10 protein-coding genes and 2 pseudogenes are annotated in these 12997 nt (G+C 63.1%); 6 read left to right on the top strand and 6 right to left on the bottom strand.

Annotated features, from left to right (window positions below; translation table 11 throughout):
- Both WCB02_RS09570 and WCB02_RS09565 read left to right on the top strand, forming a co-directional pair.
- Positions 1-328, top strand: a pseudogene (locus WCB02_RS09570) (peptide chain release factor N(5)-glutamine methyltransferase); the annotation flags it as partial.
- 471 nt (positions 329-799) lie between these two features.
- Positions 800-1552, top strand: coding sequence for a DUF4167 domain-containing protein (locus tag WCB02_RS09565; protein ID WP_423957781.1), 753 nt, complete (start codon positions 800-802; stop codon positions 1550-1552).
- A gap of 18 nt (positions 1553-1570) precedes the next feature.
- Here WCB02_RS09565 and WCB02_RS09560 read toward each other — a convergent pair whose 3' ends face one another.
- Positions 1571-2347 (bottom strand): class I SAM-dependent methyltransferase, encoded by a 777-nt coding sequence (locus WCB02_RS09560; RefSeq protein ID WP_423957780.1) that lies wholly within the window; start codon positions 2345-2347, stop codon positions 1571-1573.
- Between the two features lie 140 nt (positions 2348-2487).
- Here WCB02_RS09560 and gloB point away from each other — a divergent pair, with 140 nt between their 5' ends.
- Together gloB and WCB02_RS09550 are read left to right on the top strand one after the other, a co-directional pair.
- Positions 2488-3255: a hydroxyacylglutathione hydrolase gene (gene gloB, locus WCB02_RS09555; protein ID WP_423957779.1), complete on the top strand. Its 768-nt coding sequence runs from the start codon at positions 2488-2490 to the stop codon at positions 3253-3255.
- A gap of 35 nt (positions 3256-3290) precedes the next feature.
- Positions 3291-3722, top strand: coding sequence for a cupin domain-containing protein (locus WCB02_RS09550; RefSeq protein ID WP_423957778.1), 432 nt, complete (start codon positions 3291-3293; stop codon positions 3720-3722).
- Between the two features lie 127 nt (positions 3723-3849).
- On the opposite strand, the gene phbB is transcribed toward WCB02_RS09550, so the two are convergent.
- Both phbB and WCB02_RS09540 read right to left on the bottom strand, forming a co-directional pair.
- Positions 3850-4575, bottom strand: coding sequence for an acetoacetyl-CoA reductase (gene phbB, locus WCB02_RS09545; RefSeq protein ID WP_423957777.1), 726 nt, complete (start codon positions 4573-4575; stop codon positions 3850-3852).
- A gap of 221 nt (positions 4576-4796) precedes the next feature.
- Positions 4797-5975, bottom strand: coding sequence for an acetyl-CoA C-acetyltransferase (locus WCB02_RS09540; protein ID WP_423957776.1), 1179 nt, complete (start codon positions 5973-5975; stop codon positions 4797-4799).
- Between the two features lie 313 nt (positions 5976-6288).
- On the opposite strand from WCB02_RS09540, the gene phaR reads away from it, so the two are divergent.
- A complete protein-coding gene (phaR, locus tag WCB02_RS09535; RefSeq protein ID WP_423957775.1) occupies positions 6289-6906 on the top strand; it encodes a polyhydroxyalkanoate synthesis repressor PhaR in 618 nt (205 codons plus the stop codon).
- A gap of 55 nt (positions 6907-6961) precedes the next feature.
- Here the strand turns inward: phaR and argJ are convergent, their stop codons facing one another.
- Both argJ and WCB02_RS09525 read right to left on the bottom strand, forming a co-directional pair.
- Positions 6962-8203, bottom strand: a complete 1242-nt coding sequence (gene argJ, locus WCB02_RS09530) for a bifunctional glutamate N-acetyltransferase/amino-acid acetyltransferase ArgJ (RefSeq protein ID WP_423957774.1) — start codon at positions 8201-8203, stop codon at positions 6962-6964.
- A gap of 168 nt (positions 8204-8371) precedes the next feature.
- Complete coding sequence (locus WCB02_RS09525) at positions 8372-9283, bottom strand: peptidylprolyl isomerase (protein ID WP_423957773.1); 912 nt, start codon at positions 9281-9283, stop codon at positions 8372-8374.
- Positions 9284-9640: 357 nt separating this feature from the next.
- Here WCB02_RS09525 and secA point away from each other — a divergent pair, with 357 nt between their 5' ends.
- A complete protein-coding gene (gene secA, locus WCB02_RS09520) occupies positions 9641-12475 on the top strand; it encodes a preprotein translocase subunit SecA (protein WP_423957772.1) in 2835 nt (944 codons plus the stop codon).
- A 176-nt stretch (positions 12476-12651) separates the two neighbouring features.
- Here secA and WCB02_RS09515 read toward each other — a convergent pair.
- Positions 12652-12997, bottom strand: a pseudogene (locus WCB02_RS09515) (L,D-transpeptidase family protein); the annotation flags it as partial.

Raw genomic sequence — 12997 nt, 5'->3', positions numbered from 1 at the left:
CCTGTCGGGTCGCTTCGATCTGGTCGTTTCCAATCCGCCCTATATCCCTTCGTCCGAGATCACGGGCCTTGCGACGGAGGTCCGCGACCACGATCCGCGAGTGGCGCTCGACGGCGGCGCGGACGGGCTCGGCGCCTACCGTGCGCTGATCCCGCAAGCCGAGCGGTTGCTTCTCCCGGGCGGGGCGCTGGTCGTGGAAGCGGGAATCGGCCAGGCCCGCGACATTGAAGGTTTGATGACTAAGGCGGGGTTAATCCTCGAGGGTCCGCCAAAAACCGATCTTTCGGGTATCGCCCGGGCGCTTGCGGCCCGAAAAATGTCGCGATAAAAGGCCGATTGTCACCCAAAAACCACTTGGAATATTGCCCGGGAGCGACTACGTTCCGGTTACAACGTTGGCGCAGGCCCCGTGGACGCTACGGGTGAAAGCCAGAGCTCTCGCAGCGAGAGCCGCGCCGGTTCAAAGGTTCCACAACGCAGGTCCTATCGAGCGCGATGGCTCAAAGTTAGCTGCGCCGCTCCCGAGACCGCAAAAGTGAACGAAAGCCTGATATTGCGCTTAAAGACCTACGCAAGAAAACTGGGCTGGTTTCGGCAAGCCGAATGAAGGATTCGCTGGCGATGAGCGCTGGCGGGTGGGGAACGCGTCTTTGTTGAACGCGATGGTCGATGTTAATCGGCATGGATGGGAGCTGCATCGCGATCGGATGCATTGGATGCGCGCGCCCGGTCGATTTGGGGCCAATGCTTCCAACGCCAACGCAAGGCTTTTAACTTAGGGCTGGAATAAAGGCAGGACATGAGAAACGGTCAAAATAATAAGCGGATGCGCAACCGGAACAATAACAGCAACAACAACAACAATAACCGGCGCGGCCAGAACCCGATGACCCGGGTGTTCGAATCCAACGGACCCGACATCAAGATTCGTGGCACCGCTTCGCACGTCGCGGAGAAATACGTGCAGCTCGCGCGCGATGCGCGGTCGTCAGGCGATCCCGTCGCCGCCGAGAATTACTACCAGCATGCCGAACATTATTTCCGCCTGATCGCCGCGGCCCAGGAGCAATTGCGCCAGAACCAGCCGCAGCCGCGCATCGACGACGTGACGAGTGAAGACGGCGATGACGACAGCGACGGTTTTTCGAGCTTTGGTCAGGAGCCCGGCTTCGTCCCGGCGCAGCCGCAGCCCTATTTGCGCGACAACGGGCCGCGCGATTCGCAGCGCGAGGGGCAGTCCTTTCAGCGCGATCCGCAGCAACAGCAGCCGCGCGAACATCATCGCGAGCGCGAGCATCGCCCTCAGCCGCAATATCAGCCGCCGCAGCCGCAACCCCAGCCGGTGATCGCGGACACGGGCGGCGTCGACCGACTGCCGTCCTTCATCACCGGCCCGCAGCCGCAGATCGCGAGCGGAGGATACGAGAACAATGGCGGCGGTGAACGCTTCCCGCGGCGCCGACGCCGGCCGCATGGTCCGCGTCCCGAAGGAGCTGCCGCGCCGCAGCCGGCCGCAGCCCCCAGCGAGGATTTCAATCCCGGCAACGAGTAAGCGGACGGTCCGCCAATCTTAGGCGCCTTCCCTGGCAAGCGGGGAAGGTGGCGAGATTCGCGTCGCCGTTGACGACGGAACCAGTACCGGTTCCAGCGCTGGAATCAGCCGCGTGCGTTCGCGATGCGCGGGGATCGCGCGGTAGACCTGTTTGGTGGCTTCCACGATATGCACGCCGGCGACCGGCAGCGACAGCACCGCGCCGACGCGTTCCCATGCCATGGCGGAGCGCAGGAACCAGCCGTGGGCGAACGGTGGCATGAACAGCGCCTCGCTCCATGCCGTCGGCGTGAACCAGGTCTGCCGAAGCAACTGGGTGATTTGCGAGCGTGAATAGGGCCGGCCGTGACCGAACGGCGTATTGTCGGTGCGGGTCCATACGCCGCGGCGGTTGGGGATCACCGCAATGACGCGCCCCGATGGAGCCAGTACCCGCCACACCTCGCGCAAAAGTCCGGCCGGATCGTCGGACATTTCCAACGCATGGACCAGCAGCACGCGGTCGACCGCGGCATCCGGCAGCGGCATGGAAAATTCGTCGACCAGCGAGGCGAGCGTCGGCCGCGCAGTCGGCCATTTCAGGACGCCCTGGGCCGCCGGCATGAAGGCGATGCAGCGCTCGGCATCCTCGCGGAATAGGCCGAGATAGGGTGTGGGATAACCAATTCCGAGCACGCGCTGGCCTTCCGCGCCGGGCCAGCGGGCATGGATGCCGCGATTGATCAATTGTCGTGCGACGATGCCGAGGCGCTGCGAATAGAAGTCGCGGAGGTCGATGACATCGATGCTGCTCATGACAACAATCTAACACGCCCGAAGCGCGGCGGGCGCGCGGAATATTGCATTGCCCGATCAGCATTAACGCCATATCTCTGAGGGATCGAACCGCGCCAGGCCGGGTTGCCAAGCCCCCCGCTACCTCGGATGGAGATATCATGGCCGCCGAAATCCGCACCTTCCCCTGCCTGTCCGACAATTTCGGTTATCTGATCCACGACGGCGCAACCAATGCCACCGCCTCCATCGACGCGCCGGAGGCCGGCCCCATTATCGCGGCGCTGGACCGCGAAGGCTGGACGTTGACGGATATTCTGATCACCCATCACCATGGCGATCACGTCGGTGGCGTCGCCGAGCTGAAGCAGAAATACGGTTGCCGTGTGGTCGCACCCCACGATAAGTCAACCAAGATCGCCCATGCCGATCTCCGTGTCGCCAATGGCGATGTCGTGAAAGTCGGAAGCCTGCTGGCGCGGGTCCTGGAGACGCCGGGCCACACGCTGGATCACATCTCCTATGTGTTCGACGGCGAGAAGGCGTTGTTCGCCGCCGACACACTGTTCTCGATCGGCTGCGGCAGGGTGTTCGAAGGCAGCTATCCCATGATGTGGGACTCGCTGCTGAAACTGCGTGCGCTGCCGGATGACTTCAGGCTCTATTGCGGTCACGAATACACCGCCTCGAACGTCAAATTCGCGCTCACGGTCGAGCCCGACAATGCCGCCTTGCAGGCGCGCGCCGAAGAGGTGAAACGTCTGCGCGCCGACAACAAGCCGACGATTCCCTCGCTGCTTGGCGAGGAGAAGAAAGCCAACGTCTTCCTGCGCGCCGATGATCCCGCGGTCGCCATCAAGCTGCACATGAAGGGCGCAACGGCCGTAGACGTGTTCCGCGAATTGCGCGAGCGCAAAAACAAATCCTAGAGACTAATTCCCGGAGAATAAATCCCAGGCTCCTGATGGACCATGAACCGACTGCTGCCGACATCATCGCGCGCCTCGAGCTGAGACCGCATCCCGAAGGCGGACATTATCGCGAGACGTTTCGCGACGTACGCGTCGACGCCAATGGCCGCGCGCGCTCCACCGCGATCTATTTCCTGCTGGCGCGCGGCGAGCGCTCGCATTGGCACAGGATCGATGCGGTGGAGATGTGGCACTATTACGCGGGCAGCGCGCTGGCCTTGAGGATCGCCAATGACGGCTGCCGCGAGCACGTCGTGAGATTGGGCGCTGACCTCACGGCCGGCGAGCGGCCGCAGGCGATCGTGCCGGTGTCCGCCTGGCAATGCGCCGAGTCCACGGGTGACTGGACGCTGGTCGGCTGCACTGTCGCGCCAGGCTTCGAATTCGCAGGGTTTGAAATGGCTCCGGAGGGCTGGAAGCCTTGAGCTGATCGCAGCTCATCGTGCGCAGGGGCGCAGCGAGCCCACCTTCTTTGTCTCCCCAAAGCCTGGTGGGCACGGCGCGAAGGTCGCCTTTTACCGACCCTGGACGTCGTTCAGGGCCGGATATCGCTCACACCATGTACTGCCCGCCATTGATCGTCAGCGTCGAACCGGTGATGGCGCCGGCCTCGTCGGAGGCGAGAAACACCGCCGCCCGCGCGACCTCTTCCGGCTCTCCGAGGCGGCCGATCGGGATCAGCGGCAGGATGGCTTTCTCCAGCACGTCCTTCGGCACCGCCTGTACCATCTCGGTGTTGATGTAGCCCGGGCAGATCGCGTTCACGGTGATGCCGCCCTTGGCGTTCTCCAGGGCGAGCGCCTTGGTGAAGCCGATATCGCCGGCCTTCGCCGCGGAGTAATTGACCTGCCCGAACTGGCCCTTCTGTCCGTTGATCGAGGAGATGTTGACGACGCGGCCGAATTTGCGGGAGCGCATGCCCTCGATCACCTGGCGCGTCATGTTGAACAGGGAGCCGAGATTGGTGTTGATCACGGCGTTCCAATGCTCGATCGTCATCTTGTGGAATGCGGTGTCGCGGGTGATGCCGGCATTGTTGATCAGCACCTCGACCGGGCCGAGATCGGCCTCGACCTGCTTGACGCCGGCAGCGCAGGCGTCGAACGAACTGACATCCCATTTGTAGACGGCGATCCCGGTCTCTGCCTTGAACTTCTCTGCCGCCGCGTCATTGCCGGCGTAGTTGGCGGCAACCTTGTAGCCGGCAGCCTTCAACGCCTTGCAGATCGCAGCCCCGATACCGCGCGTTCCTCCGGTGACCAACGCAACCCGTGCCATGTCGAATCCTTCCCTTGACGTGTCCATTCACGCACCCCTTGGCGTGTCCTCGGGCGCATTTGAACTACGCTTTTTATGTTACGGCGATTATGCGAGCGGTTTGACCAACATCAAGAGCAAAACGCCCGGAAACAGATTCCGGGCGTTTTCTCTTTAGTTCAGGTTAGTTCAGCGCTGTGCGGCTGCGAAAGAATAATCTGTTCGCAATTGCTGCCGTCTTTTTAGTCGCGTGCAATGCACATTGCGATACCCATGCCGCCGCCGATACAGAGCGTGGCGAGGCCCTTCTTGGCGTCGCGCTTCTGCATCTCGTGCAGCAACGTGACGAGCACGCGCGCGCCGGAGGCGCCGATCGGATGACCGATCGCAATCGCGCCGCCGTTGACGTTGACCTTGGATGTGTCCCAGCCGAGGTCCTTGTTGACCGCGCAGGCCTGCGCCGCGAACGCCTCATTGGCCTCGATCAGGTCGAGGTCGGCGATATTCCAGCCGGCTTTCTTCAATGCGGCGCGCGAGGCCGGGATCGGCCCCGTGCCCATGATCTTGGGATCGACGCCGGCATGCGCCCATGACACGATGCGCGCAAGCGGCGTCTTGCCTTCCTTGGCCGCCTGCCTGGCAGTCATCAGCACGACGGCGGCCGCGCCGTCGTTGATGCCCGAGGCGCTGCCGGCGGTCACCGTGCCGTCCTTCTCGAATGCCGGCTTCAGCTTGGCCATCGCCTCGATGGTCGCGCCATGGCGCGGATATTCGTCGGTATCGACCACGATGTCGCCCTTGCGGCTCTTGATGGTCACCGGCACGATCTCGTCCTTGAATCTGCCGGCCTTCTGAGCGGCCTCAGCCTTCTGCTGCGAGGCGACCGCGAATTCATCCTGCTGCGCGCGGGTGATCTGGTATTGCCGGGCGACGTTCTCGGCGGTGTTGCCCATGTGGTAGCCGTTGAAGGCATCCCACAGCCCGTCCTTGATCATGGTGTCGACGAACTCGACGCCGCCCATCTTGATGCCGCCGCGCAGGTACTGGGCGTGCGGGGCCATGCTCATGGATTCCTGGCCGCCGGCGACCACGATGTCGGAATCGCCGTTGAGCAGCGCCTGGTAGCCAAGCGCCACCGTGCGCAGGCCGCTGCCGCAGAGCTGGTTGACGCCCCACGCCGGGCTCTCGACCGGGATGCCCGCCGAGATCGAGGCCTGACGGGCCGGGTTCTGGCCCTGAGCAGCGGTCAGGATCTGGCCCATGATCACCTCGGATACCCGCGCCGGTTCAAGACCCGCGCGCTCCAGCGCGGCTTTGATGGCGACGGCACCGAGATCGTGGGCCGGCATGGTCGCAAACGCACCGTTGAAACTGCCGACCGGGGTACGGGCGGCGCTGACGATGACGACATCGTCTGACATGGGCATCTCCTGGGGGCTCGAGGGGTCGCGGAAGTCGGGAAGCGCCGGAATGGCGGGCCAGTCTCTCATTCCCATCCTGTTAACGTCGTTGAGGCATGTCAATCGGCCGAGGCCCGGATTCCCGCCGCGGCGCATTCAAAATGGCGTTCTTGGACAGTTCCTGAGCAGGGCGGATGCTTGGGAATTAACCGTGTCGCACAAAACGGTAGCCGAACTCCGTTGAAAATGCTTATTTTGTTGCGTTGCCTAGCCCCGTCCGCCCTTCGGCGTTGCCGTCGGGTTCCCCGTTTTCCCGGTTTGCATGTGTGAGCCCATGGCAAAGTCAGAACACCCCACCACAATCAAGAAATACGCGAACCGACGGCTCTATAATACCGGAACGAGCACCTACGTGACGCTCGAGGATCTGGCGGCGATGGTAAAGGACGGCGAGGATTTCCTCGTCTACGATGCCAAGAGCGGCGACGACATCACCCGTTCGGTGCTGGCGCAGATCATCTTCGAGCAGGAAAATAAGGCCGGCCAAAACTTGCTGCCGACCACCTTCCTGCGGCAACTGATCCGCTTCTACGGCGATAGCATGCAGATGGTGGTGCCGAAATATCTCGAGCAATCCATCGATACGCTGACCCGCGAGCAGGAGAAATTCCGCAAGCAACTGGCGAACACGTTCAGCGGCATGCCGTTTGCGCCGCTCGAAGAACACGTCCGCCGCAACATGGAATTGTTCCAGCAGACCTTTTCGATGTTCAAGCCATTCGTGCCGCCGCGCGCCGGGGCCGAGATGGAAAAGACGACGGAGCCTTCGCCGACGGAAGAGGGCAACATCGACGATCTCAGGCGTCAGATGAAAGACATGCAGGAGCGGCTCGATCGCATGTCCAAGGAGCCCAAGGAGCCCAAGGAGCCGCCGAAAACCGAAGGGCAGTGATTGGCCCTTCGTCGTCTCGTGCGTGTCGGCAGTGAGCGGCGCATGACGCTCATTGTCATGACCGGTAGTCGCCGTTGATCGCGACATATTCCTTGGTCAGGTCGCAGGTCAGTACCCGGTCGCGGCCTTTGCCGAGCCCAAGCCCGATCCTGATCTGGATCTTCGGCTCTTTCATTGTCGCCGAGACCTCCGCTTCGTCATAGGAAGGATCGCGCGCGCCGCTTTTCGCGACGCGGATGCCGTTGAATGCGATCGACAGCTTGTCGCGATCGGCCGGCTGGCCGGCCTTGCCGACCGCCATCACCACGCGGCCCCAATTGGCGTCTTCGCCGGCGAGCGCGGTCTTCACCAGCGGCGAGTTTGCAACCGACATCGCGATCTTTCGCGCCGAGGCTTTCGACACGGCGCCCTCGACAATGATCTCGACCAGCTTCCGCGCGCCTTCGCCGTCGCGGGCGATCTGTTCGGACAGGTCGGCCATCACCTCGCGCAAGGCTTTCGTGAACGCATTCAGCCGCGGGTCGCTGGCGCGGCTGATCTTCGGCGCGCCGTTGGCGGCTGCAGCGCCGGTGGCGAATGCAAGCAGGGTGTCGGACGTCGACGTGTCGCCGTCGATCGTGACGGCATTGAAGGTGTCCTCGACGCCGCTCTTGAGCAGCGATTGCAGCGCGCCAGCCGCGATCGGGGCGTCGGTGAAGATGAAGGACAGCATGGTCGCCATGTCCGGCGCGATCATGCCGGCGCCCTTGGCCATGCCGTTGATGGTGACAGCGGTGTTGCCGAGCTTGACGGTCGCGGTGGCCACCTTCGGAAAGGTGTCGGTGGTCATGATGGCTTCTGCCGCGCTCATCCAGTCGCCCGTGGAGGCGCCGTCGGCCAGGCTGCCAAGCACGCCGTCGAATTTCGTGGCGTCGAGCGGCTCGCCGATCACGCCAGTCGAGGCCAGAAACACCTCGTTCGCGCCGCAGCCGATCGCCTTGGCGGCGATCGCTGCGGTCAATGCGGTCGACTGCCGTCCGGTCTTGCCGGTGAACGCATTGGCGTTGCCCGAATTGACCACCAGCGCGCGCGCCTTGCCGCCCTTGAGCTTCGCCCGGCACCATTCCACCGGCGCCGACGGGCATTTCGATCGGGTGAAGACACCCGCGACCGTGGTGCCCTTGTCGAGGATCGCCAGCAGCACGTCGGTGCGACCCTGATAGCGGATGCCGGCCGCCGCGGTCGCAAGCTTGACGCCCGCGATGACCGGCATGTTGGGGACTTCGGGCGGGGCGAGCGGCGAAACGGCTGAGGGCATTGGGGCATCCGGCAATGAGAGCAAAAAGGAAGCGCTCTGTATCACCTCTCAGCAGGCGCGGGGAGTGGCCGCCGCACCAAATGCAAAAGCCGGATGAGGCATCCTCATCCGGCTGATGATCTGCGTCATGCCTGCCGCGGCGCGGGCCGGACGGAAAACGTCGATGAACTACTTCTTGACGGGTGCCGCCTTGCTGTCGTCCGGCTTGGCATCGGTCTTGCCATCGGTCTTCGCGGCAGTCTCTTCCGGCTTGTCGAAGCGTTCGATATTGGCGGCCTCGCGAAGCTTCGAGACGTAATCCGCCTGAGCCTTGCGCGTCACATAAGTTTCAATCTGCGCCTTCACCTGATCGAAATCCGGCGCCTTGCGGTTGCGCTTTTCCTCGACCTTGATGACGTGCCAGCCGAACTGCGTCTTCACGGGGTCGGAGACCTTGCCGGGTTCGAGTGAAAACGCCACCGCCGAGAACTCCGGCACCATCTGGTCCTTGGTGAAGAAGCCGAGATCGCCGCCGTCGGAAGCGCCGGGATCCTTGGACTTCTTCTTGGCCAGTTCGGCGAAATCGGCGCCCTTCTTCAATTCCTCCTCGACCTCCTTGGCCTCGTCCTCGGTCTCGACCAGGATGTGCCTGGCGTGGACTTCCTGCTCGCCCGAAATTTCCTTGGACGCGTCCTGGTAGACCTTCTTCATGGCGTCGTCGGAGGTCGCCGCCTTGCCCTGGCTGGCCAGCAAGCTGTCCATCAAGAGCCGGCTGCGGGTGAACGCCAGGCGCTTCTTGAAATCGTCGCTGTCCTGAACCTTCTGGTCTTCGGCGGCCTTGGAGACGACCTTCATGTCGATCAGGAACGAGAGCACGTTCGCGTCCTTGGTCGCGGGATCCATCTGCGCCAGGCTGGTCGCCAGTTCCTCTTCGGCCAGCGCGACGTCGCTCTGGTGGATTTCGGAGCCGTTGACCTTCGCGAGCACCTTGTCTTCGGCACGGACCGGGCCCGCGAACAGAACCACCGCCAAACAGCCAGCCAATGCGGTGGTAAGGCCAAGGCGCGGGGCGGTTTTCGTTACCAGGAACGAAGTCGTCATGGAAAATCCTTACCTGTTCGGGATGGTCAATTTGAGCGGCCGGGACACTCGCCCAATCAAGCGGCCTTGGCAACGCGAAACTCTGTCAAAATGATGAAATCCTTGACAGCTTCGACGGTCGCGGCGCCGTTGACAAGGCTGCCACCCAGCCATATCTGTCGGCTATCGTGTCGATGGCGAGACCGCTTATATTTGCTGCGTTTTTGGCCGTTGAACCCCGAAATGCTCAACTCCAACTCATTCGGCGGATGCTCCCGGGTTCAGACGGTGCCGCAGCGCGTCACGGCGAGTTGATAGGTAACCAGGTGGACCAGGCCACGGCGCAACGCCGTAACCGCGAAAGTTAGGAATTTCGGCATGATCGGCGCGCTCGCCCGCAAGTTTTTCGGTTCCGCCAACGACCGGCGGGTGAAGGGATATCAATCCCGCGTTGCAGCGATCAATGCCCTTGAGCCCGAACTCGTGGCGCTTTCGGACGAGGCGCTGAAAGCGCGCACCGCCGAGTTTCGCAAACAGCTCGCCGACGGCAAGACGCTCGACGAGATCCTGGTTCCCGCCTTTGCCACCGTCCGCGAGGCCGCCAAGCGCACGCTCGGCCAACGGCATTTCGACGTGCAGCTGATCGGCGGTATGGTGCTGCATGAAGGCGACATCGCCGAGATGAAGACCGGCGAGGGCAAGACCCTGGTGGCGACGCTGGCGGTCTACCTCAACGCGCTCGCCGGCAAGGGCGTTCACGTCGTCACCGTCAACGACTACCTCGCCCGGCGTGACTCCGGATGGATGGGCCAGATCTACGCCTTCCTCGGCATGACCACCGGTGTGATCGTCCACGGCCTCGACGACAGCGAGCGCAAGCTGGCCTATGGCTGCGATATCACCTACGGCACCAACAACGAATACGGCTTCGACTACCTGCGCGACAACATGAAGTATCGGCTGGAGGACATGGTCCAGCGCGGCCACTTCTACGCCATCGTCGATGAAGTGGACTCGATCCTGATCGACGAGGCGCGCACTCCGCTGATCATTTCCGGTCCGCTCGACGACCGTTCCGAATTCTACAACACGATCGATACGTTCTTTCCGCGGCTCGACAAGACCGATTACGAGGTCGACGAAAAGCAGCGCACGGTGACGCTGACCGAGGCCGGCATGGAGAAGATCGAGACCCTGCTGCGCGATGCGGGCCAGCTCAAGGGCGAGTCGCTGTACGACGTCGAGAACGTCTCCGTCGTGCATCACATCAATCAGGCGCTGCGCGCGCACACATTGTTCACCCGCGACAAGGATTACATCGTTCGCGACGATGAAGTCATCATCATCGACGAGTTCACCGGCCGCATGATGCAGGGCCGGCGCTATTCGGAAGGTCTGCACCAGGCGCTCGAAGCCAAGGAGCATGTGCAGGTCCAGCCGGAAAACCAGACGCTGGCCTCGATCACGTTCCAGAACTATTTCCGGATGTACGAAAAGCTCGCCGGCATGACCGGCACGGCGCTGACCGAAGCCGATGAATTATTCGACATCTACAAACTGGAAGTGGTGGAAATCCCGACCAATCTGCCGGTCGCGCGGCTCGATGAGGACGACGAGGTCTATCGCACCCAGAACGAGAAATACGCCGCGATCCTGGCCGAAGTGGAGCGCGCCAATTCGCGGCTGCAGCCTGTTCTGGTCGGCACCGCCTCGATCGAAAAATCCGAGGTGCTCGCCGAGTACCTGAAAAAGCACGGCTACAAGCAGATCGATTTCGGCACTCCGGGCGCGCTGGACAAGCTCTATGCCGCGGCCCGCGCCGGCAAGCCGGCAAAACTGTTCGCGGTGCTGAACGCGCGCTTCCACGAGCAGGAAGCCTATATCGTGGCCGAGGCCGGCGTGCCCGGCGCGATCACGATCGCCACCAACATGGCCGGCCGCGGTACCGATATCAAGCTCGGCGGCTCGCTCGACATGCGTCTCTTGCAGGAGACGTCGGAGGTCACCGACGAGGCCGAGAAGGCCGCACGGATCGAGCGCATCAAGGCCGACATCGAGCGGTTCCGCGATCTGGTACTGAAGGCCGAGGAGGTTGTCGAGATCGAGCCCGCCAAGGGCGCCAAGCCGGCGAAGACCGTGAACAAGCCGGGCGGCCTCTACATCATCGGCTCGGAACGCCACGAATCCCGGCGCATCGACAACCAGCTGCGCGGCCGCTCCGGCCGGCAGGGCGACCCCGGGCGCTCAAAATTCTTCCTGTCGCTGGAAGACGATCTGATGCGGATCTTCGGCTCCGACCGGCTCGATACGATGTTGACCCGGCTGGGCCTGAAAGAGGGCGAGGCCATCATCCATCCCTGGATCAACAAGGCGCTGGAAAAGGCGCAGCAGAAGGTCGAGGCCCGCAACTTCGACATCCGCAAGAATCTGCTGAAGTTCGACAACGTCCAGAACGACCAGCGCAAGGTGATCTTCGACCAGCGGATCGATCTGATGAAGGAAGAGAGCGTCGCCGAGACGGTCGCCGACATGCGCCACGTCTTCGTTGACGACGTCGTTGCCAAGCACGTGCCCGAACATGCCTATGCCGAGCAGTGGGACGTCGCGGGGCTGAAGGAAGAGCTGAAGCGCGTGCTCGATGTCGATCTGCCGGTCGATGAATGGGCCAAGGAAGAGGGCATCGCCGAAGAAGAGCTGCTGTCGCGCATCGAAAAGCACGTCGACGAGCGGATGGCGGCGAAGGTCGCGCAATGGGGCCCCGACGTGATGCGCTACGTCGAGAAGACCATTCTCCTGCAGACGCTCGATCATCTCTGGCGCGAGCATCTGATCATGCTCGACCATTTGCGCCAGGTGATCGGGCTGCGCGGGTACGGCCAGCGCGATCCGCTGCAGGAATACAAGTCGGAAGCCTTCAGCTTGTTCGAGGCGATGATCGCGCATCTGCGCGAGGCAGTCACCGCGCAGCTGATGCGGGTCGAGATCGTGCCGCCGGAAGAGCAGGCGCCGGCGCTGCCCGCCATGGAGGTCCACAAGCTCGATCCCAACACCGGCGAGGACGAGATGGCGTTCGCCAGCGCCTCACTCGTGCCGCAGGCCTCCGACAACCGCGACCCGAAAAATCCGGCGACCTGGGGCAAGATCGGCCGCAACGAGGATTGCCCCTGCGGCTCCGGCAAGAAGTACAAGCACTGCCACGGCAGGTACGCTTGATCGCCAGTCGTCACGCGCGCGGGACTGCTGCGTGATTGAAGGGGCGGCAGTACCGCGTATTTGGCTACGTCAAACTCATGAGCGCCATCGGCCGTCGCGGCAATTCAATGCTCGCGTATTATCGCGTGTTCGGAAATTGCGCTGATCGAGGTGCCGGATAAGCGGGAAGACCGGCCTTACTTGACTGCCGAGAAGCGATTCTCGAACGAATTGGCCTGCACGATGGGCTGAGCGCCGCTGACCACTTGTGTGCCGGCCGGAATCCCCGATGGCTGATCGGCCGATGTATCCGCGGCTGATGGTTTGAGAGGCGGATGGTTGGCGGCCTGCCTGGTCTCCGGCGCTTTCGGGGCCGGCTTCGCAGCGTCCGGGTGTTTGGCCTCAGCTACCCTTGGCTTGCTCGGGGCCGGCGTCGGAGGCGGTGGCGTCGCGGCAGTCGTATCGGCGGTCGGGCCGCCCAAGCCCACCTTGTGGGCGAGGCTGGAGAAGAAGCCACCTCCGCCGGGCGACGCCGAGGCCACG

This window comes from Bradyrhizobium sp. (assembly GCF_049581145.1).
In the GTDB taxonomy this organism is placed as follows: Bacteria; Pseudomonadota; Alphaproteobacteria; order Rhizobiales; family Xanthobacteraceae; genus Bradyrhizobium.
The sequence above is the reverse complement of the archived record's forward strand: the minus strand, read 5'-3'. Positions and strand labels throughout refer to the sequence as shown.